Origin of the sequence: Novosphingobium resinovorum (genome assembly GCF_036352595.1) — a bacterium.
In the GTDB taxonomy this organism is placed as follows: domain Bacteria; phylum Pseudomonadota; class Alphaproteobacteria; order Sphingomonadales; family Sphingomonadaceae; genus Novosphingobium; species Novosphingobium resinovorum_B.
In genome coordinates, this window is sequence record NZ_JAZFAX010000021.1 from 1 (window position 1) to 20,558 (window position 20,558).

Genomic DNA, 20,558 nt, shown 5'->3' on the forward strand with positions numbered 1-20,558 from the left:
ATCGCTCCGTCACCGGAACCGCCCGTCTCAGCGGCAAATCGGCCCTCGTAGCTATCCGCGAACTCGTCGACGGCAGGTTCGTGGTCGCCTGATCAGAGCCCAATTGCTGACCCCGTGAGCAATTACCTTTCCGGCTGGGTGGATAGAAGAGCACCCTCGCTATTCTTTGCGAAATGGATGTGAGGTACGTCCTGATGCTTTTACGCCATCGCGATACTCGGGTATAAGCCGTGCTTAGTCTGCGCTACAAGGATTAAATTTACTATTGTGCCAGACGCGTTGTTTTAAACTTGCAATGCAGGTGACGCAGGATAGTCGTAGAGTATTGAACCACGAAGGTCTTCGAAGATCGACAACCTTCATGGGGCAGCAAACGCTGACACGGAGATTTGTGCGATTAACACATGAATATTGACAAACTGCCTGAGCGCCAATTCGAAATGTTGCTCCTCAAATATCGAAATTTAATTGGCGTTTTCCACTAATAACGTGCCCTGATTACCACCGCAGAATAGATCAACGAAGGCAGACGGCAATCGCGAAAATCCTTCTCGCCGGTCGACTCTTGCGATCAAACGCCCGGCATCGGACCACTTTCGTAAAGCCTGCCATATTGTGGGGTAGTCCGAGGCATGATCTCCGACGAGGAATCCCTGGATCTTCAGCCGACCATATACGATTTTCATCATATCCGGGCCTCGAGCGAATTCACCCCCGTCGTAAGCCGAAATTTGTCCGGAAACTACGATCCGCCCGAATGGTGCCATGGCATCGACGGCAGCATCAAGTACTGCTCCTCCGACATTATCGAAAAACAGATCCACGCCGCCGGGGCATAGTTCGGCGATCTGCCCGGCAAGATCGCCGGATTTGTAATCGACCGCTTCGATGCCGCATGTTTCTTGCAGCCATCCGCACTTTTCAGATCCGCCCGCAATGCCGATGACCCGGCAATCGAGATTGCGGGCGATCTGGCAAGCCATCGCGCCGACCGATCCCGCAGCGCCGGAAACAAGAACGGTATCGCCAGCCTTGGCCTGCCCCACCTTCACGAGGCCGGCATAGGCCGTCAGGCTGTTCGAGGAAAACAGGCTCATGGCATCAATAAGTCCGATACCCGGCTCCATGCGCGTCACCGGCACGGCCGCGCGGTCGGGGGCGAGCACGGCAAAATCCTGCCACGGCGCGATCGCGGTGACCAGATCGCCGGCTGCGTATGCCGGGTGGCGAGATTCGATAACCTCCGCCCCCACGAGCCCCCGGATCGGTTCGCCGATGTCGATCGAGCCTCGATAGCTTTGCCCCGGAGGGTTGAGCCAGTTGCGGATAGTCGGCGCGCACGAGAATATGCGGTTACGGACGAACACTTCGTTATGCGCAAGCGCGCCGGGTAAACCGATGTCGGCGCGATAGGCGAAATCCTCAACCGCGACTTGCTGCTGCGGACGGCGTCCAAGAACCCATGCGCGGTTTGGGCTGGAAATCAGAATGTGCTGCTCTCCGCTGCTAGCCGGAGCAACAGGCGGGACGGTCGAAATGCCGCGCCGTGAAGGCTTTCCAACCGCTCCAGACCGGCAACGACCCTGTCGAGCCCGATTGTATTGGCCCAAAACATCGGTCCGCCGGTGTATACCGGCCAGTTGTAACCGAGGATGGCTGCGATATCGATGTCGGCGGCGCGGAGAGCGACCTGCTCTTCCAGAATTTTGGCACCTTCATTGACGACCGGGAATAGCAGGGCTTCGAGCAGGGTGTCCGGATCCGTGGTCGGGCTTTGCACAATGCCCTTCGCCGAAGCGACATTGACAACAACGTCAGTCGCGACCTGGGACATGCGAGGCTTGCGCTGCTCGTCGTAGTCGTAGTACCCGCCATTCTGCTTCTGTCCGAGCCGCCCCATGGCAACGAGGTCGCCCATTACCGTGCGTTCCGCAGCATCGCGGCCAATGACGTCCAGGCCGACCAGATCCATCATCTGGAAATGACCCATTGCAAAGCCGTAGTCGCGCAGCACCTTGTCGATGTCCGCTATCGGCGTTCCCTCAAGCGCAAGCAGTTCCGCCTGTTCTCCGCGCGGCGCGAGGAGCCGGTTGGCGATGAAGCCGGGGCATACGCGGCTGAGCACGGGCACCTTGCCGATCCTTTTCGCCAGCTTCATCGCAGTAGCGACCAACGGCTTGGATGTCGCTTCGCCTCGCACCACTTCCAGGAGGCGCATCACGTTCGCGGGCGAAAAGAAGTGCAGCCCGATGACGCGTTCCGGGCGAGTTGTGGCCTGCGCGATTTCATCGAGATCGAGAAACGAGGTGTTCGACGCCAAAATGGCCTCGGGCTTCGTTGCCCCGTCGAGGCGGGCGAAGACGTCCTTCTTCACAGCCATGCTCTCGAACACCGCCTCGATGACGAGGTCGGCGCCGCGAAGCGACTCGTAATCCAGCGACGGCGACAGCAGCGCCATGTGGTCTTCCACCTGCTCGGCAGTCATCCGCCCCTTTCGGACGCTTGCCTTGTAATTGCGACGGATCGCGGCCACGCCCCGGTCGAGTGCTTCCTGCTTCATTTCCACGAGCGTCACGGGAATTCCCGCAGAGAGGAAGTTCATGGCTATGCCGCCGCCCATCGTCCCTGCCCCGACGATACCTACCGATGCGACGTCGATCGTCCCTGTATCGCGAGGGATGTCGGGAACCTGCGCGGTTCCGCGTTCCGCGAAAAAGGCATGGCGCTGGGCTGCGGACTCGGTCGTTGCGACGAGATGTTCGAACAGCGCCTGTTCGCGCGCCAGCCCTTCCTCGAAAGGTAGTGTCACCGCTGCTTCGACCGCTTCCACGATTGCATCGGGCGCTTTGAATCCGTGGAAGCGCCGGGCGTTCGTCTGCCGAAACGCCGCAAACAGACCTTCCTTTGCGCGAGCTTCCGCAATCCTGTCTTCGCGATCGCGGATGCGCGGGCGCTGTGCACCATCGGCGACCACCTGCCGTGCAAACGAAAGTGCCCGGTCCAGCAGTTCCGCATCCGGCACCACCTGATCCACAAGTCCCAGCGCCTGCGCTTCCGCCGAACCGATCAAGCGGCCCGACGCGATAATATCCATCGCAGCCTCGGCGCCCGTTACGCGCGGCAGACGCTGCGTTCCGCCGGCGCCGGGCAGGATGCCGAGGTGGACCTCGGGCAGGCCCACACGCGCTGTCTGGGCCGCAATCCGATAATGGCACACGAGGGCCAGTTCGAAACCGCCTCCCAGCGCCTGCCCGTGGATGGCGGCGACAACCGGTTTCGCTGCGTTTTCGATGGCATCGAAAACTTCCGCGAAGCCCGGACTTTGCGGTGGTTTGCCGAACTCGGTGATGTCGGCCCCGGCAATGAAGGTACGACCAGCGCAGATCAGCACGACTGCCTGAACCGTCTCATCGGCCATGCCGCCTTCCAGCGCTGCCAGCAGATTCCGCCGCAGCGGCGCCGACAAGGCATTGACCGGAGGGTTGTCCAAGGTAATGACGGCCACCCCGCCTTGCACCAGGGTGGTAGTTAGATGGTCCAAGACCTTCTCCATGATTGTGTGCCGATCCGTCAGGCGACGCGCGCGCAGACTTCGGCGATGGCCTTTGCGGCCATGGCTTTCTTGTCGAGCTTGCCGGTGGCGGTGGTTTCCATCGCCTCCACTACTAGCATGTGTTCCGGCCACTTCTTCCGCGACACCCCCTCGGAGGCCATGTGATCCAGCAGGGCGGCAAGATCGACATCTCCTTCACCCGGCCGCAGGCGGCACACCGCGCAGGCTTGCTCACCAAGTTTGCGGTGGGGGATCGCCACGACGGCGACTTCCGCGATGCGTGGATGCCGCAGCAGGGCACTTTCGACTTCTGCCGGGTCGATATTGAATCCACCGCGGATGATCTGGTCCTTGATCCGTCCGACGACGCGAATAAAGCCCTCATCGTCGCGAATGATCTCGTCACCGGTTAGATAATATCCGTCCGGCGTCATGCGTTCCTGTCCGGCGCCAAGTCCCTCGGCATAACCGAGAAACAGCGATGGTCCCTTGACGCCCGCCTGTCCGCGCTCTCCGCGCGGCAACGGCACGAGATCGGCGTCGAAAGCCTCCTCCTGCGTGCCCGTGAAAGGGAGACCGTCAAACATCTGCCGACGCTCGAGCGAATGGTCGGGCCGCGTCGAGGCATGCCCCATGCATTCGGACATCCCGAACATGCGAAGCGCCTTCAGGCCAAGCAGCGATTGAGCGTCCGCAATGAGCTCCGATGTCATCGCGCTGCCCCCGACCGCCATGGCGCGCAGAGGCAGAGTACCGCTCCACTCGCCCTGACGTGCCGCCTCGACCATGGTGAAAAGGTGCGTGGGCACAGCGATCGCCCAGCCACATCCGTACAGTTCCGCCCGGCGCAGTGCCTCGGCCGGCACCCACGGGTCCACGAACACCAGCGGATGGCCCAGGGAAAGCGCGAAGTGCGCGGTGAACGTGAAGCCTGGCGCGCTGTCGAGGGGGACTATGCCCAGGACCGCGTCGCCAGACTGCAGGCCGGCAATCGCAGCGCAGGCGCGGGTGGCGTAATTGAGCGCCCGCGCGCCGTGCATCACCCCCTTGGGAACGCCGGTCGAGCCCGAAGTGAATCCAATCAGCGCCGCTGCGCCGTTGCGCTGATCCTGCGAATGCGCATCGCTGGCGATATGTACGACGACCTCGCCGACATCGGTGCCGCCGATGCGGGCGAAATGCCCGAGGTGGGTTTCGAGCACCTCCAGGTCGGCAACGCCCAGCTTCGGGGAGTAAGGACAGAACACACCTTCCATCGCCGAGACCGCCAGCGCCACTGCAATCGTCCAGGGGGTCTTGTAGGCCGGCACCAAAATCCGGTGCCCACGGATCATGCCCGCGCCGCGAAGCCGCTCTGCCGCATCGAGCGCCATTGCACGCAGTTCTCCCCGGCTCCACAAGCGGTCCTGGCAATCGACCAGGGCGAGCGCCTCGGGATCTTCGGCGGCGAGGGCGTCGAACTGCGGCCAAAGGCGTTGCTCGTCCCATGTAAAGGGCGGATGTTCGAGGGCGTCAGGCAAGCGACTGTCCTCCGTCGACCAGAAAAGTCTGTCCGGTGATGAAGCTGCCCGCTTCCGAGGCCAGCAGCGCCAGAGTGCCTGCGACCTCATCCGGTCTGCCGAAACGACCGAGCAGGATGGACGCACGGGTGCGCTCCTGCGTGGCAGCGTCCAGCGTCTGCGTCATGCCGGTCTCGATCGAGCCGGGCGCTATCGCGTTGACGCGAATACCGTGTTCCGCCCACTGCGCGGCGAGGTCGGAAGTCAAGTGGACGATCGCCGCTTTGCTCGTGGTATAGGGTACGACCTGCCCGGCATCGGGTCGATAGGAGAGGAACGCTCCGACCGAGGCGATGTTGACGATCGCACCTCCCCCAGCGGCAATCATATGGCGAGCGGCATGGCGACAGGCCAGGAACGTGCCGGTGACGTTGACGTCCATCACCTTCTGCCATCCCTTGAGCGGGATCTCCTGCGGGAGCCCCCACCACGAAGCGCCCGCATTGTTGATGAGGATGTCCAGCCCACCCAACCGCTCGACCGTGGCGGCGATCGTGGCTTCCACCGACGCTTCGTCGGAGATGTCGCAACTCAAACCGATGGCCGGAACGCCAAAGCTTCCGGCAAGAACGGCGGCGGCTGCAATACACTCGTCCTCGTGGCGCGAGGCGAGCGCGACGGCGCAGCCGAGGTCCGCCAGCGTCGCCGCCATCGCCTCGGCCAGCGCACCACGCCCGCCCGTTATCAGCGCCCGCTTGCCGTCGAGACGGAACCGGTGGGCCGTAAAGCCCGGCACGAATTCAAGTACGGGTTCAGACATCGGCACCTTCCATCAGGAGATCGACTTCCTCGGTTATAAGGATGATGCGCCGGCCACCCATTCCTTTGGTCTGCCGCGTCGCCGCCGCCCATTCGGGCGAGGCGAACGCGGCATCCAAGCCTGCCTGGTCGGCGAAGGTCAGCACGGCGTGGCCGTCCCAGCCGGGCTCGGCAGGATTGTCGTAGTCCTTCGTCACCACACCATGCCGATAGGCGGCAAGGCCCGGCAATACCCTGGCGGCGGCGGCATGAGGCCCGCGCCACCAGGTGGTGAACTGTTCCTGGGTCCAATCCGCCGGCCGACTGGCCAGCACGACCATGCTGACCGCCATGGCTTAGTTCCCCGTCCAGACCGGCTGGCGCTTTTCGAGGAACGCCGCAACGCCTTCCTTCGCATCCGCCGAGTGATGAACGACGTTGCAGGTCATCGTTTCCAGCGTGATGAGCGAGTTGGTATCGGCATCCATGCCGCGGTTGACGGCCATCTTGGTCATCCACATGCAGAAGGGGCTCTTGTCGATCAGCGGCGCACAGAAATCCTGGATCAGCTGCTCAAGCGCCTCGCCGCTGGGTGCGGAAGCATTGCACAGGCCCCATTCGACGCACTCGGTCCCGGAGAGCAGCTTGCCGGTCAGCATCAGCTCCTTGGACTTGCGCATGCCGATGTAGCGCGGCAGGCGATAGATTGGGCCGGCACCGCCGAAGAGTGCACGGCGGATGTGGAAGTCGCCGATCTTTGCGTCGTCGGCGGCAATACCGAAATCGCACGAGATGAAGAGTTCGAAACCACCGGCGACGGCATACCCTTCGACGCAGGCGATCGTCGGCTTCTTCATGTTGTAGATCTTGTCGTATGTGCGCGCCGAATCGATAGCGAGCTGCAGCGAGGTGCTGGTTTCATGAAGTACCGGCCCGACCAGCTGGCCAAGGTCCGCGCCTGCGCAGAACGTATTGCCACGACCGCGGAACACGACGGCCAGAACCGACTTGTCTTCAGCCGCGCGATCCACGGCCACTTCGAGGTCGCGCAGAAGCTGAGGGCTCACGCAGTTCTTCACGCGCGGGCGATTCAGCCAGATCGTGCAGATGCCGTTTTCGGCGACTTCGTACTGAATGACGTCTTTTTCGAGTTCCACCGGTAATCTCCTTGGTAAAAAGCGTTGTGAGTGTGGTCGGGTCGAGTCAGCGGGCGATGCCGCCTTCTTCAGGGGGCGCCAGCATCGCACCGACGGCCATCCAGGCCGCCACCCCTGCCGCCGGGACGGCGCACAGCACGGCCTCGGCGATTTCTTCGTCGGTTGCGCCCGCATTTCGGGCACCTCGGACATGGGTTGCCGCCATCGGGCTGTAGCTGGCGGCGAGAATGGTCAGAAGCAGCAGCTCGCCGTACTTGGGCGACAGCGGATTGGCATCGATACTGCCGCGCCGCATCAGATAGTAGGCGTCCGCGGCCTTGGGGCTCAGGCGCAGAAGCTGGGCCAACGGAGACGGGATCGTCCCGAAATAGGCAGTGAAATTGGCCTTCGCTTCGCCCTCCCCCGCGACCGGCAGGGCCTGCGCTTCGGGAACTGCGAGATCGTCGAAACATTCCTCCACGATCGAGGCGAAATCCGCTGCCGCAGCTTCGCCGCGAAGGCTGGTGAGGACGATGAGGCCAGCTGTCGCTTCGGTAGGCGTCAGGCCAAGACCCACTCCGCGTGCAAGTTCCCGGCGGGCCAGCACAAGATGTCGACGGTCGATCGCCGCGACGCTGGCAAACAACGCCTTCATGTGCGCCGGCACGGCCCCATCGGCGTCTATGACCGAACGGAAGGCGGCATAGCCGGCTAGGGTGTAGGGCGCGTGACCATTGAGCAGTGCGTTGGCCATCAGCGGGCTCTTCGTCATATCTCTCTCCTGTCGTTTAGATGCTCGACCGACTGGTCGGGCGTCAACTAAAAAATTTTATCCTATCCAGTTTGACAGCCGACCGGTCGGTCGAGTAACGAATTCCCGACCGATCGGACGATCGAGTCCCGCCGACCGAGCAGGGGCTGATTTATCCGGCAATCTAGGAGGGATAGCTTGAACTTTGCGCAGTCTGCCAAATCCGTCGCGTGGATGGAGCGGGTCCGGGCCTTCATCGAAGAGCACGTGGTTCCCGCAGTGCCGGTCTATCACGAGCAGGCAGCACAGATCGACCGCTGGGCCGAAATCCCGCCCATCTTCGACGAGCTCAAGGCCAAGGCCAAAACGGAAGGACTGTGGAACATCTTCATGCCTCCGTCCGATCACGACGACGAATTCTTCACCAGTGTCGGCCTGACGAACGTCGAATACGCCCCGATCGCCGAACTGATGGGTCGGATTTCTTTCGCCAGCGAGATCTTCAATTGCATGGCGCCCGACACCGGAAACTTCGAAGTCCTGCATCGATACGGGACTCCCGAACAGAAGCAGGAATTCATGGTCCCGCTGCGTGATGGCGAGACGCGGTCCGCGTTCCTGATGACCGAACCCGAGGTTGCGTCTTCCGATGCCCGCAACATCCGCACGGAAATCCGGCGCGATGGCGGCGACTATGTCATCAACGGACGCAAATGGTGGTCTTCGGGCGCCGGGCATCCGTGCTGCGCCTTCTTCATCCTCATGGGAAAGACCGATCCCGACGCCGCGCCCTATCGCCAGCAGTCGATGATACTGATCCCTCGCGATACCCCCGGCGTCACCCTGGTGCGTCATTTGCCGGTGTTCGGATACGACCATGCGCCTCATGGACACTTCGAGGTCCTGCTGGAGAACGTGCGCGTCCCCGCCGAATACATGCTCATGGGCGAAGGCTGCGGGTTCGAGATCGCCCAGGGCCGCCTGGGGCCGGGCCGCATCCACCATACGATGCGCAATATCGCAACGATGGAAGTGGCGCTCGAAAAGATGTGCCGGCGCCTCGTGTCGAGAAGCACCTTTGGCAAGACCATCGCCGAACACTCGGTCTGGGAAGAGCGGATCGCCCGTGCGCGCTGCGAGATCGAAATGTCCCGCCTGCTGTGCCTGAAGGCGGCGCACATGATGGACACCGTCGGCAACAAGGAAGCACGCGCGGAAATCGCCATGATCAAGATCGCGGCGCCGCGAATGGCGCAGCGGATCGTCGACGAAGCCATCCAGGCTCACGGCGGCGGCGGTGTCAGCGATGACTTCGGCCTGGCCGAACTTTGGGCCAATACCCGCATCGTGCGATTGACCGATGGTCCGGACGAAGTGCACGAACGCCAGCTTGCGCGGATGGAACTGGGCAAATACCGCGAAACGCCCGCTCGTGGAGCGAGCTCATGAGCGGTTCCCAGCCAGCCGCAATGATCGGCGGCACCGTCGATGTCGCCCGGAACGGTGCCTTCGATGAGACCGTACTGTCGAAGTATCTGGAAGCCCGCGTTTCCGGGTTTCGTGGCCCGATGAAGGTCCAGCAGTTCGAGGGCGGTCAGTCGAACCCGACTTTCCTGCTTGCGACCCCGGACGCAAGCTTTGTCCTGCGCCGCAAACCGCCAGGCGTGCTGCTCAAGTCCGCGCACGCAGTAGACCGCGAATACCGGATCACCCGCGCCCTGTTCGAATCGGGTCTTCCCGTCCCCGAACCGCTGGTGCTGTGTGAGGACGACGAGGTCATCGGCACGATGTTTTACGTCATGCGCCACGTGCCCGGCCGCAGTTTCTGGGATCCGCGTATGCCCGGGCTTACGCCATCGGAGCGCGCCGCGATCTACGATTCGGCAAACGAGACGCTCGCCCGGCTCCACCTCGTCGATTACGAGGCAATCGGCCTGGGCGATTACGGGCGCGTGGGAAATTATTTTTCACGCCAGATATCGCGCTGGTCGCGCCAGTACGACGCCTCGCGCACGCAAGACATACCCGAGATGGACAAGCTGATCGCGTGGCTGCCGGATGCAGTGCCCGACAACGGCGAACGCACGACGATCATCCATGGCGACTATTCGTTCCATAACCTACTGGTTCATCCTACCGAGCCGCGGATTTCAGCCGTCATCGATTGGGAACTGTCCACGCTGGGCGACCCGCTGGGCGATCTGACCTATCACATGATGGAATGGTTCCGGCCTGAAGGCGTGGATGTGCGCGGGACGCTGAACGGCGCTGACCTCGCTGCTCTCGGCATCCCCACCGCCGCCGAATACTCGGCACGCTACTGCGAACGCACCGGGATCGACTGCGATCCCAACCATCCGTTCTACCGCGCCTTCAACCTGTTTCGCATCGCCGCGATCTTGCAGGGCATCGCTGGCCGGGCGCGCGACGGCGTCCAGACGTCCGCCAACGCAGGCGAAATCATCACGCGGATCCAGCCTCTGGCCAAGGCCGCCTGGTTCGCCGCACGGGAGGCAGGCGCCTCGTGAAGCCTCACCGAACATAAGAACGTGTCATGCGGGTAATCAAATAACGGCACCCCGCGAATACTTGGGAGAGAAAAATGACCGACAAGGTTCTTAGAGTGAAACGTGCCGCGCTGCTCGCCGGTACGATTGCCCTCGTCTGGGGCGCACCGGCGCAGGCACAGGACGCCGCCCAGCAGGTGCCGCCCGCGCAGCAATCCGCCGAACCGCCCGTGAGGGCGGACGTGAATGACATCATCGTCACCGCGACCCGCAGGGCCGAGCGTATGCAGGATGTACCCATAGCCGTAAGCGCTCTGGGCGAACAGCAGATCCAGCAGCGTAAGATCGACAGCTTCGCCGAGATCGTCAAGATAGCCCCCGGGCCTACCTTCGTGCCGGTCAAGGGCACCTCGGTCATCACCGTGCAGATTCGGGGTCAGGGCACGATCAACGATTCGCCCGGTCTCGAAAATCCGGTGGGCGTCTATATCGACGATGTCTACTACGGGACGCTCGCCTCGTTCGACGCGAACATGTTCGATGTCGCGCAGGTTTCTGTCCTACGCGGACCTCAAGGCACGACGTTCGGCCGCAACGCCGTGGGCGGTGCGCTGCAGATCACCAACAACACCGCCAAAATCGGGGCCTTCGAAGGGCGCGCGACCTTGACCGGCCTGATCTATGACGGGGGTAGCGCCGGCATCGAGACGGATGGCTTCATCAACGCACCGATCGCCGACAATCTCGCCGGGAGACTGGCGTACAGCGTGAAGGAGGTCGACGGGTACCAGCACAACCTCGTCACCGGGAACGACTTGGCGGACAACAAGGTCGCCTCCGTACGCGGATCGCTGCGGTGGCAGCCGGGCGATGCCTGGGACGTGGTACTAAGCGGCTCCTTCCTCAATCGCCGCGGCTACGGCGATGGGCCGACGATCGTCGGCGACGGTGCGCTCGCGGCCGAGGTCGCGCAGCAAACCGGCGGTGACCTGCATAAGGTCATGCTCGACGACGACGGCTATACGCGCCGCCGAATGTGGGCTGGTGTTCTCAACGTCAGTTACGACACGGGCGTCGGCACGATCAGTTCGATTACCGGTTATCGCTCGCTGCGCGCGCGGCTTGGCGAGGATGCTGATGGCGGACCGAATCCTGTCAACGCCCCCTCGTACAACACCAACGATGAATGGCAGGTAAGCCAGGAATTTCGTTTCTCATCGCAATTCGGGGGCAAGTTCAGCCTCGTGGCTGGCCTCTATTTCGGATACGAGGATCTCAACCACAAGATTGCCTTCGGCTTCAACGGCACCGATCCTTCTCTTTACTTCTCCGTCCTCAATGGCGGCCTCTACACCCCTGGCCAGGTTTTCGAAGGACAGATAGAAAACCGCAGCTTCGGTCCTTACGCAGAAGGCAAATATGCCTTCTCCGATAAGTTGTCGTTCACCGCAGGCATCCGCTATTCCTACGAGCGCAAGACCGGCTTCACGCGGCATACCGGATCGTCCCCGTTCCAGGGCGGCCCTTACTATCAGGAACTGCCCGCCAATGGTGACGCGACCGATTCCTGGCAGGCCTTCACTCCGCGCTTTATCCTTGAGTATCGCCCGGTTCAGAACAGCCTGATCTATGCATCGGCATCCAAAGGATTCCAGGGCGGTGGGTGGAGCTTCAACGTGCGTACGCCGCAAGCAGCCGCGACCCCGTTGAAGGCGCAGACGACCTGGAGCTATGAAATCGGCACCAAGACCGACTTCTTCGACCGGCTGGCCACCCTCAACGTCGCCGCCTTCCTCGCCGATACCAGCAATCTGCAGGTACGCTCGCAGGTGAACGGCGTCTTCCAGGATTCCAACGCCGGCGCCCTGCGCGCCAAGGGCGTGGAAGTCGAGGGCACGATCCGGCCAGCGAACGGCCTCTCGTTCGGTGTCAACTATGCCTATACCGATGCGTACTACAAACGCTTCGTCGGCTGCACGGCCACCGGACTGGACTGCACTGGCAACCAGGCGCCGTTCACGCCCAAACACGACTTCACCGCGCTGGCCGACTACGACGTCGACCTCGCGAACGGCGGGCGACTAACGCTGCATGCCGACACGAAGTTCGCGAGCGCCTTCCAACTGACCCCCCAGGGCGGGGGACAGAAGGCCGTTCCGCTGACCAAGCGAAACAACATCGCGAGCGCATCGATCACCTACACCGCGCCGAACGGGGCATGGGACGTGCGGCTGTGGGGCCGCAACCTCTTCAACAAGGATTACGCGACCAACGGCCTGGCCTATAATTTCTACCACGTCACCAGCGCTGAAGTCGCAGCCGCAGGCGGGCTGGGCAACCTAGACGTCGAGCGTATCACCGTGGCACCGCCGCGCGTGATCGGCCTGACCTTCACAGGCAGGTTTGGCGGCTAAAATGAAGGAGGCAGCCATCAAGGCCGGGAATACACATAGCGGCGCGCTGGCACTCTTCGTGCTGATGCTGGTGTCCATCTTCAACTATCTGGACCGGACGATCATCTCGATCCTGCAGGTTCCGATCAAGCGCGAGCTATTGCTCAGCGATGCACAACTCGGTCTCATGACCGGCCTCGCGTTCGCACTGTTCTATTCGACGCTGGGCGTGCCGGTCGCGCGCCTGGCGGACCGGTTCAGCCGCAAATACGTCATCGCCGCCTCTTTGTTTCTGTGGAGCGCGATGACGGCCCTGAGCGGGTTCAGCACGGGATTCGCAACGCTGGTATTCTTTCGCATCGGCGTGGCGCTGGGCGAGGCCGGAAGCATCCCGGCGAGCCACTCGGTCATAGCCGACTGCTATCCCCCCGATCGCCGCGCGACCGCGATCGGAATCTGGGGGCTGGCGCTGCCGATCGGCGTGATGCTCGGCTACCTTTCGGGTGGCTGGCTGGCGCAGGCGATCGACTGGCGGGCCGCCTTGTGGATCATCGGCGGCATCGGGGTGCTGCTCGTGCCGATCGTTCTTTACTTCCTCCACGAACCGCCCCGTGGCCGCTTCGAAACCACTGCGGTCCCAGAGGCTCCGCCATGGCGCGACGCCCTGGCCGTCATGCTGCGGCAGAAGAGCCTCCTGATGCTGTTCGCAGGCGGCGCCCTTAACAACTTCGTCCTCAGCATGGCGCTTAACTGGAATGCACCCTTCTACGCCCGTGTGCACGCCATGGCGCTGGGCGACGTGGCAACTGCATTGGCACTGATGACGGGAATAGGCGGCGGCGTAGGCATCTTCCTGGGCGGCTGGCTTACCGACAGGATCGGCGTGACTGACGCTCGCCGACGCCCCCAACTGACCGGGTGGGCGATGATCGCCGTTGTACCGGCCGCACTGATTCAGTTCCTCACCGATTCAGCACAGGTATCGCTGGTTGCCGGCGGCGTCGCGGTCATGCTGCTGTTCTTCTACTACTCCCCCATCATCGCAATGACACAGTCTCTCGTCCCCGCCTCGATGCGGGCCTTCACTTCCTCGATCCTGCTGCTGACGGTCAATATCGTGGGCTTGGGACTTGGCCCCTGGCTGACCGGCATCCTGAGCGACATGCTGGGTGGTGACGCGCAGGGACTGCGTTACGCGATGACCTCGTTATCCCTCCTGGGGATTGCTGCGGGAGGCTGCTTCCTCCTGGCGTCAAGGTGGTACCGCGAGGACATCCTCAAGTGACCAAGCACACCCGCGCAGGCCTGATAAGACCTACCCGTGGGACGAGCCTCGAACACGGCACCATAAGCAAAAAGAGCGTGATCCCCGAAGTGGATCACGCTCTTTTTCTTGCCCTCGAACTCGGCCCCCGATGCGGGAGGTCAGGCCGCCAACTTCGCCCGTGCGTCCGCAGCGCCGCCAAAAAGCCTGGTGAGAAGAAGAACCCGCCGAAGGCCGCGCCCGACGGCGAGTTCCTCCGTCACGCCCATGCCCCCATGCAGTTGCACCGCGTCTTCGGCCAGACGCAAAGCCGCATCGGCAACGTAGGCCCGTGCCGCCAGTAGCGCGTCCGCTCGCTGGGCCGGTTCGGCAAGCGAAGCCTTGATCATCATCGAACGGGCCTGCTCGACCAGAATGTACAACCGAGCACAGCGATGCTGGATCGCCTGGAAGCTGCCCAAGATAGCCCCAAACTGCTTGCGCTGCTTAACGTAATCGAGCGTCAGATCGAACAGCGTGCCCATCGCACCGACCGTCTCGGCCACCACGGCCAACTCGGCCAAGCCGGTGCTTTCCGCCAGAGCCCCTGCCGGTATCTCCACGACTTCGCAAGGTGCGCCCTCGAAACTAAGCGCGGCCGCAATGCTGCCGTCGACGAGCCTCACTTGCGTACGGCCGACGCCCTCGGCATCGGCTGCGACCAGCACGGCTCCGCCGCCTTCGGTCGCCACGACGAACCCCGTCGCTGCCATGCCTTCTCGCACCAGCCCGCAATCGCCCGTGAGCCGCTCGCCGTTAGTCGACCCGCCCGAAGCGAAGGCCAGCATGGACAACCCGTTGATTACCGGCTCCACCCATCGATCGATCTGCGCCTGTGTTCCATATTGGCCCAATAACCTTGCGCACAGCAACACGCTCTCGGCCAGCGGCGTGATGGCGAGACTGCGTCCCATCTCTTCGGCAACAAGCATGACGTCTTCGGGGCCCGCATCCATTCCGCCTGCCCGTTCCGGCAACAGGAACGCCAAAAGCCCCAGTTCCCCCAATGCACGCCAGTCCGCAGAGGAAATCGGTCCCTTCGCCATCGTCGTCGCATCATAGCGATCGCCCAGGAAGCGGCGCAGCATTTCGCGCATCATCCCCTGTTCCTCGTTCGGGGCCAGATTCATGTCAGAGCACCTCGAAGATCGAGGCGTTCGAGATGCCGCCGCCCTCGCACATCGTCTGCAGGCCATAGCGGGCGCCGCGTGCCTTCAGGGCGTGGATCAGCGTCGCCGTCAATTTGGTACCCGTCGCCCCAAGCGGATGACCAAGGGCAATGGCCCCGCCATTGACGTTGAGCCGCGTCGGATCGGCATCCAGAGCCTTGGCCCAGGCCATCGGGATCGATGCGAAGGCCTCGTTCACCTCGAACAGGTCGATGTCCGCCATCGAGAGTCCCGCGCGGGCAAGAACGCGCCGGGTAGCGGGGATAGGCTCCTCCAGCATTATCACCGGATCGCCGGCGGTTACCGCAAGATTGACCACCCGCGCGATCGGCGTCAGGCCGTGCGCCTTGACCGCAGCTTCCGAGGCGATCAGCACCCCACTGGCGCCATCGCAGATCTGGCTGGCGGACGCAGCGGTGAGCGTACCGTTCTCGCCCAGCAGCTTGACCGAGCTGATCGATTCCATCGTGGAATTCGGCCGAATGCCCTCGTCTTTGTCGTGCACGCCCGGATTGCCCTCGGCATCGGTATAAGCAAGCGGCACGATTTCGGCGGCGAATGCGCCTGCGCTGGTGGCCTTCGCCGCCTTCTGGTGGCTTTCAAGTGCGAAGCGGTCCATCTGTTCTCGCGTGAAGCCGTAGTTGTCGGCGATCATCTGCGCGCCGATGAACTGGTTGAAGGTCTTCACGCCGTAACGATCCTGGATCGACGCGGGGAACGGGTTGGCACCGATACCGCCAGCGTGCGCCAGGGTGATGGCGGAACCCATCGGCACGCGGGTCATGCTTTCCACGCCGCCGGCGATCACGATGTCCTGCATTCCCGACATCACCGCCTGCGCCGCGAAGTGCAGTGCCTGCTGTGATGAACCGCACTGGCGGTCGATGGTCACGCCGGGCACACTGTCCGGCAAGCTCGATGCGAGAACGACGTTGCGGCCGAATGCGAATGTCTGCTCGCCAACCTGGCTGACGCAGCCGATGATGACATCATCGACAGCGGCGGGGTCCAGCCCGCTTTCCGCAATCAGCGCGTCAAGCACTGCGGCGCCAAGGTCGGCGGGATGCCAACCGGCGAGCCGTCCGTTGCGGCGACCACCGGCGGTGCGCCGGGCGGAAACGATATAGGCTTCAGGCATGGTGCATCCTTCGTTCTGTCAGAGGCCAAGAGCGGCCTTGGCGATTATGGTGAGCTGAATTTCACTTGTGCCGCCGAAGATCGACCAGCTGCGGCTATTGAGATAGCGGGCGGCAGCGATCTGCGCCTGCGGCGAACCGAACGCAGATGGCGCCTGCGTTTCGTAAAAAGGGCGCTCGGTCGGCAATTGGAGACCGGCCATTCCAAACGCATCCACTGCGAGGAGGTCTATGCCCTGCCGGATTTCCGATGCGACCAGCTTGGTTGTCAAACTGCGCAGCGAGGTGGCCCCCCCTGCTTCGATCTCTATCAGCGTGCGCAGTTCGGTCATCTCAAGCGCCTCGGCCTCAAGCCGCAGGCGCTTGCCCCGCTCGGCGATTTCGCCCGTCCAAGGCCCCGAAGCATCGCGCAGGCGCGCAAGATCGGCCATAAGCTGCGGGCCGAACGAAGACCCGCCGCGTTCGTTCTCGAGCAGGAATTTGGCGATCGGCCAGCCCTGGCCTTCTTCTCCCACACGGTTGGCGACCGGCACGCGGACCTCGTCGAAGAAAACCTCGTTGAGTTCATGATCCCCCGACGCACTCAGGATAGGCTGTACGGAAATGCCCGGACTGGCCATGTCGATCAGCAGAAAGCTGATGCCCTTCTGGGGTTTGACCGTCGGATCGGTGCGGACCAGCGCGAAAATTTGATTGGCGAACTGCGCCTGCGTGGTCCAGATCTTGTGACCCGAAACGATGTATTCGTCTCCCTCGCGAGACGCCCGGGTCCGCAGGCTGGCGAGATCGGAGCCAGATCCCGGCTCTGAAAATCCCTGCGCCCAGACATGTTCGGCGCTCCGCAGACGCGGCAGATAGTGCGCCTTCTGATCCTCGCTCGCGAAGGTGTACAATACCGGGCCGACCAGCTTCAGGCCCATCCCCGGCAGCGCAGGCGCACCAGCCAGGGCGCATTCCTTTTCGAATATCCAGCGTTGCAACGGCGACCATCCCGGCCCGCCAGCCGCCTGCGGCCAGTGGTAGACCAGCCAGCCGCGCGCATCGAGAATGGCCTGCCATTCGCGGGCGATGTCGGGCTCGGCGAAAACGCCGGACGTGAGTGCAGCGCCTTGCCGCAGTCGCTCCGTCAGCGACGAGGCCAGAAAGGCGCGGACTTCGTCGCGGAAGGCAAGCTGGGCGTCCGTGAAACCAAGGTCCATGTCAGCGTTCCACGATCGCGACTGCCGAAACGCCGGGGGCGCCATAGACGTGGCTGTAGCCTAGGCGAAGGTCCCCGGGCGCCTGTCGCAGGCCGGCCTGGCCCGTGAGCTGCATGTAATTTTCGTAGACCTGCCGCAGGCCCGACGCGCCGATCGGCTCGCCGCAGGCAAGGCAGCCACCGTCGGTATTGACCGGCAACACACCGCCAATCCGGGTGCGCCCTTCGGCGATCCACTGGCTCTGCTCGCCGTCGGCGCAGAAGCCGTTCTCGGCCATGTGCATGATTTCGGCTCCCGCTTCGGTATCCTGGATCTGGGCGATATCGATGTCTTCGGGCCCCACGCCCGCCATCTCGTAAGCGGCGCGCGATGCGACCATCGTCGGCGATTCTCCGCGCTGTAGGTCGATTGCCGGCGAAAAGACCTCAAACGAGCCGGGCGGGCGTGTCCGGACCGCTGCTGCCCGCAGGCGAACGGCGGGTAGGCCAAGTTCCTTCGCGCGCTTCCCGCTGGCAAGGATCAGGGCAACGGCACCTTCACCTGGCGCACAGAACATGAATTTCGTAAGCGGATCGCTGACCATCGTGGATTCCAGGATAGTCTGTGCATCCACTGCCTCGCGCCGCCACGCATGGTCGGTCAGCACGCCATTGGCGAAGGCCTTTTCCGCCACCGCACCCAGCGTTTGCGGGGTAATTCCGTACATCGCCATGTAGCGCTGGATCTTCATTGCGAAGAACTGCGTCGTCAGCATCAAACCTGTCTCACCGTACCAGTCGGGCAAGCCCCAGTCGGCCGGAAGCGGGGAGAACGCACCGCGCGGATGCTTGTCGAAGCCGACCGCGATGCCAAGATCGAACTCCCCCGACTTGATCGTGTTGTAGCCGCCGAACATGGCCGACCCACCCGTCGCGCAGCCGTTTGAGACGTTGATGAACGGAAGCGCGGACAAGCCAAGCTCGGCAACCATCGTATCGGCGTTCCCGGCGGCATCCGACCCGCCGAAGGCGAAGCGGACGTCGGACCACTCCAGACCGGCACCGGCCAGCGCCTGCCGCACGGCGTATACGCCCTGCTGCAGACCGGTACGCCCCGGCGTGCGACCGAAAGGATGAATGCCCGCGCCCACGATATAAACGTCGCTCATGGCTGTTCTCCATCGATCGGCGAAAACGCGAACGTCGTGCGCAGATCGCCGCTCGCCAGGAGGAACGACTGCGGAACGAGCCGCATGGGCATGCCGATGCGCAGGGCATCGAAGGCGACGCCGCTCAGACGAGCCTCGACGATCAGAGCATCGTCCAGCGCGACATAGCCTACCGCATACGGCTCGAAGGTTTCCGCCCCGGCGTAGGGCGGGCTCTTCGGGCGAAACCTCTGGATGGTCCAGGACCAGAGCCGACCCTGCGCAGGCAGCAGGATACGCTCGAACCTGTCGTCCTGTTCCGAACGGGGTGGGAAAACAACGTGCCCGGTGGTCTTCTCGCGCGAAGCGACAAGCCGGAGCTGTCCGGCGTCCCAGGCGATCAGATCGTCGGCGATCGGGGGCGGCAGGTGATCGGGCCGCGTTTCCGGCTTCATTTCGGGCATCATCGTTCTCCTGCCCGATGATGTAGATTGCCAGCCTTGCCGCTGGCTTCTGACCAAAACGTCAGCGCTTCAGCGGATCATCCCCAGATAGCCGAGCTGCGCCGCCTTGAAGAGGGTTTGGTCGCGATTGACTGCGTCCAGTTTGCGCGAAGCGGCGCGTATATGGAAACGTACCGTGGTGCGTTGAAGGCCCAAGATCAGGCCGATTTCTTCGTTGGTCTTTCCCGCTGCTGCCCAGCGCAGGCATTCCACCTCTCGCTTGGTCAGCGCGGCCCCGGCGATATCGCGGCGGGGCTGCGCGGTAACGGCGAAATAGCTATGCACGAAAACGCGCGCGATGATGGCGAGCGCATCGGAAAAGTTCGCGAAGGCGTGGGAAAGGTCGTCCTGCGCGGGATCGGCGGACAGGAAACTGGCCGCGCCGATCTGGCCGAAGGGCAAGTGAATAGGGACGACCAGCGCTGCCGCCGTGAGAGCGCGGGTGCGGAACTCCGAAAGATCGAGCGAATCGAGCAGCGGGTTGGGAATGCGCGTGTGATAGCCTTGCGCGTTGCACCAGAACGGCTCCACCTCGACCCGGCATGCACCTGTCAGAGGAGAGGAGAGGGCAAGCTGCGGCGACTGCCACCAGCGCGCGTCCTCATCCTCCTGAAACCCGAAAACCTCGCTCGCCAACACCGCACCGGAGGAATCGCGCATCGGATCGCGACTGGAAATATTGTGCGAGACCGCCGTGCGAAGGCCGCTCAATTCCCGCACGAAATTTCTGAATGCTTCAGCCGCAGGGCGGATTCCCTCGGCGTCGAAGAAACGCACCGACGTTATTGTTTCGGCGAGGGAAGGATCAAAATGTTTGCTCATTTCCGATCAGTCGGCGCTTCGGCTGAGCCCTTCGAAAAACGGGCGACACAAGGCATCCGCAACGTCCTCCGGCGACCGTTTCTTCGCAAGCGGTGGATACCATTTGTACGCCCAGTTGCACATGCCCAGGAAACCGTATGTCGTGAGAGTGGGATCGCACTCACGGAACTGGCCGTCGGCTATGCCTTCCTCGATGATGCTCTGGAGCCGGGCGAAATATTCGTTCCGACGCTCCCGGATCTGGCTGCGCAGCTTGCCTTCCAGATCGCCGTAGTGATCCATGAACGCACGCACGTAACCGGGATGTTCCGCGATCTGTCGCAGGATGTCGATGCAGGCGCCGCGCAGAAGTTCGAGCGGATTTGCGTCCGTCTTGCCGCCATCCAGCCCTTCCATCAGTGTGCTCATATGGGCATCATGAATGGCGTACAGAATGTCGTGCTTGCTGGGAAAGTAATGATAAAGGGTCGGTTTCCCGAGACCAACCTCGTCGGCCAACATCTGCATCGATGCCTTGTGATAGCCGACCCGGTCGAAAAGAACGGCGCAATGCCGCAGAATTTCGTTGCGCTTCTCTCCATGGGCCTCGGTCGTTGGCCGCTTTTTTGTCGTCTCTCGTGCCATACTCGGCGTAAACCCTTGTATTTGTGAGGCCGTCCGGCC

The 20,558-nt window shown here is 62.9% G+C and carries 18 protein-coding genes; 4 read left to right on the forward strand and 14 right to left on the reverse strand.

What is annotated here, in order from left to right:
• Window positions 1-464: 464 nt before the first annotated feature.
• Genes V2S85_RS18085 through V2S85_RS18115 form a run of 7 tightly spaced genes read right to left on the reverse strand, consistent with a single transcriptional unit; the run spans window position 465 to window position 7,758 of the window.
• Window positions 465-1,538: an NADP-dependent oxidoreductase gene (locus V2S85_RS18085; protein ID WP_330704314.1), complete on the reverse strand. Its 1,074-nt coding sequence runs from the start codon at window positions 1,536-1,538 to the stop codon at window positions 465-467.
• Window positions 1,484-3,541 (reverse strand): 3-hydroxyacyl-CoA dehydrogenase NAD-binding domain-containing protein, encoded by a 2,058-nt coding sequence (locus V2S85_RS18090; protein WP_419198215.1) that lies wholly within the window; start codon window positions 3,539-3,541, stop codon window positions 1,484-1,486. Before V2S85_RS18090 ends, V2S85_RS18085 begins: the two co-directional genes overlap by 55 nt.
• Before the next feature lie 29 nt (window positions 3,542-3,570).
• Window positions 3,571-5,073, reverse strand: coding sequence for a fatty acid--CoA ligase family protein (locus V2S85_RS18095; RefSeq protein WP_330704238.1), 1,503 nt, complete (start codon window positions 5,071-5,073; stop codon window positions 3,571-3,573).
• Window positions 5,066-5,872, reverse strand: a complete 807-nt coding sequence (locus V2S85_RS18100; RefSeq protein WP_330704239.1) for an SDR family NAD(P)-dependent oxidoreductase — start codon at window positions 5,870-5,872, stop codon at window positions 5,066-5,068. The genes V2S85_RS18095 and V2S85_RS18100 overlap by 8 nt, the downstream gene beginning before the upstream one ends.
• Entirely contained in the window at window positions 5,865-6,203 is a 339-nt protein-coding gene (locus V2S85_RS18105; RefSeq protein ID WP_330704240.1) for an EthD family reductase, read from the reverse strand. The genes V2S85_RS18100 and V2S85_RS18105 overlap by 8 nt, the downstream gene beginning before the upstream one ends.
• Before the next feature lie 3 nt (window positions 6,204-6,206).
• Window positions 6,207-7,097, reverse strand: a complete 891-nt coding sequence (locus V2S85_RS18110) for an enoyl-CoA hydratase/isomerase family protein (RefSeq protein WP_330704241.1) — start codon at window positions 7,095-7,097, stop codon at window positions 6,207-6,209.
• Window positions 7,054-7,758, reverse strand: a complete 705-nt coding sequence (locus V2S85_RS18115) for a carboxymuconolactone decarboxylase family protein (protein WP_330704242.1) — start codon at window positions 7,756-7,758, stop codon at window positions 7,054-7,056. Before V2S85_RS18115 ends, V2S85_RS18110 begins: the two co-directional genes overlap by 44 nt.
• Window positions 7,759-7,935: 177 nt before the next feature.
• On the opposite strand from V2S85_RS18115, the gene V2S85_RS18120 reads away from it, so the two are divergent.
• The 4 genes from V2S85_RS18120 (at window position 7,936) to V2S85_RS18135 (ending at window position 13,922) form a co-directional block, all read left to right on the forward strand.
• Window positions 7,936-9,186: an acyl-CoA dehydrogenase family protein gene (locus V2S85_RS18120; RefSeq protein WP_419198216.1), complete on the forward strand. Its 1,251-nt coding sequence runs from the start codon at window positions 7,936-7,938 to the stop codon at window positions 9,184-9,186.
• Window positions 9,183-10,265: a phosphotransferase family protein gene (locus V2S85_RS18125; RefSeq protein WP_330704243.1), complete on the forward strand. Its 1,083-nt coding sequence runs from the start codon at window positions 9,183-9,185 to the stop codon at window positions 10,263-10,265. Before V2S85_RS18120 ends, V2S85_RS18125 begins: the two co-directional genes overlap by 4 nt.
• 74 nt (window positions 10,266-10,339) lie before the next feature.
• Complete coding sequence (locus V2S85_RS18130; protein WP_330704244.1) at window positions 10,340-12,658, forward strand: TonB-dependent receptor; 2,319 nt, start codon at window positions 10,340-10,342, stop codon at window positions 12,656-12,658.
• Between the two features lies 1 nt (window position 12,659).
• Window positions 12,660-13,922 carry an MFS transporter gene (locus V2S85_RS18135; RefSeq protein WP_330704245.1) on the forward strand — a complete coding sequence of 421 codons (1,263 nt, stop codon included), beginning with the start codon at window positions 12,660-12,662 and terminating at the stop codon, window positions 13,920-13,922.
• Window positions 13,923-14,062: 140 nt separating this feature from the next.
• Here V2S85_RS18135 and V2S85_RS18140 read toward each other — a convergent pair whose 3' ends face one another.
• From V2S85_RS18140 to V2S85_RS18170, 7 genes are all read right to left on the reverse strand, one after another.
• A complete protein-coding gene (locus V2S85_RS18140; RefSeq protein ID WP_330704246.1) occupies window positions 14,063-15,070 on the reverse strand; it encodes an acyl-CoA dehydrogenase family protein in 1,008 nt (335 codons plus the stop codon).
• Between the two features lies 1 nt (window position 15,071).
• Entirely contained in the window at window positions 15,072-16,247 is a 1,176-nt protein-coding gene (locus V2S85_RS18145; protein WP_330704247.1) for an acetyl-CoA C-acetyltransferase, read from the reverse strand.
• Between the two features lie 18 nt (window positions 16,248-16,265).
• A complete protein-coding gene (locus tag V2S85_RS18150; protein WP_330704248.1) occupies window positions 16,266-17,444 on the reverse strand; it encodes an acyl-CoA dehydrogenase family protein in 1,179 nt (392 codons plus the stop codon).
• 1 nt (window position 17,445) lies between these two features.
• The gene (locus V2S85_RS18155) at window positions 17,446-18,591 is read right to left on the reverse strand and encodes a thiolase family protein (RefSeq protein ID WP_330704249.1); all 1,146 of its coding nucleotides are present in this window, start codon (window positions 18,589-18,591) and stop codon (window positions 17,446-17,448) included.
• The gene (locus V2S85_RS18160; RefSeq protein WP_330704250.1) at window positions 18,588-19,025 is read right to left on the reverse strand and encodes an OB-fold domain-containing protein; all 438 of its coding nucleotides are present in this window, start codon (window positions 19,023-19,025) and stop codon (window positions 18,588-18,590) included. The genes V2S85_RS18155 and V2S85_RS18160 overlap by 4 nt, the downstream gene beginning before the upstream one ends.
• Before the next feature lie 78 nt (window positions 19,026-19,103).
• A complete protein-coding gene (locus V2S85_RS18165; RefSeq protein ID WP_330704251.1) occupies window positions 19,104-19,895 on the reverse strand; it encodes a helix-turn-helix transcriptional regulator in 792 nt (263 codons plus the stop codon).
• A gap of 6 nt (window positions 19,896-19,901) precedes the next feature.
• Complete coding sequence (locus V2S85_RS18170; protein ID WP_330704252.1) at window positions 19,902-20,519, reverse strand: TetR/AcrR family transcriptional regulator; 618 nt, start codon at window positions 20,517-20,519, stop codon at window positions 19,902-19,904.
• Window positions 20,520-20,558: the final 39 nt, after the last annotated feature.

Coding starts and splice junctions, on each gene's coding strand:
- V2S85_RS18100 (WP_330704239.1), bottom strand. CDS start 5,872: ATGTCTGAACCCGTACTTGAATTCGTGCCGGGCTTTACGGCCCACCGG.
- V2S85_RS18105 (WP_330704240.1), bottom strand. CDS start 6,203: ATGGCGGTCAGCATGGTCGTGCTGGCCAGTCGGCCGGCGGATTGGACC.
- V2S85_RS18115 (WP_330704242.1), bottom strand. CDS start 7,758: ATGACGAAGAGCCCGCTGATGGCCAACGCACTGCTCAATGGTCACGCG.
- V2S85_RS18125 (WP_330704243.1), top strand. CDS start 9,183: ATGAGCGGTTCCCAGCCAGCCGCAATGATCGGCGGCACCGTCGATGTC.
- V2S85_RS18130 (WP_330704244.1), top strand. CDS start 10,340: ATGACCGACAAGGTTCTTAGAGTGAAACGTGCCGCGCTGCTCGCCGGT.
- V2S85_RS18135 (WP_330704245.1), top strand. CDS start 12,660: ATGAAGGAGGCAGCCATCAAGGCCGGGAATACACATAGCGGCGCGCTG.
- V2S85_RS18140 (WP_330704246.1), bottom strand. CDS start 15,070: ATGAATCTGGCCCCGAACGAGGAACAGGGGATGATGCGCGAAATGCTG.
- V2S85_RS18145 (WP_330704247.1), bottom strand. CDS start 16,247: ATGCCTGAAGCCTATATCGTTTCCGCCCGGCGCACCGCCGGTGGTCGC.
- V2S85_RS18150 (WP_330704248.1), bottom strand. CDS start 17,444: ATGGACCTTGGTTTCACGGACGCCCAGCTTGCCTTCCGCGACGAAGTC.
- V2S85_RS18155 (WP_330704249.1), bottom strand. CDS start 18,591: ATGAGCGACGTTTATATCGTGGGCGCGGGCATTCATCCTTTCGGTCGC.
- V2S85_RS18160 (WP_330704250.1), bottom strand. CDS start 19,025: ATGAAGCCGGAAACGCGGCCCGATCACCTGCCGCCCCCGATCGCCGAC.
- V2S85_RS18165 (WP_330704251.1), bottom strand. CDS start 19,895: ATGAGCAAACATTTTGATCCTTCCCTCGCCGAAACAATAACGTCGGTG.
- V2S85_RS18170 (WP_330704252.1), bottom strand. CDS start 20,519: ATGGCACGAGAGACGACAAAAAAGCGGCCAACGACCGAGGCCCATGGA.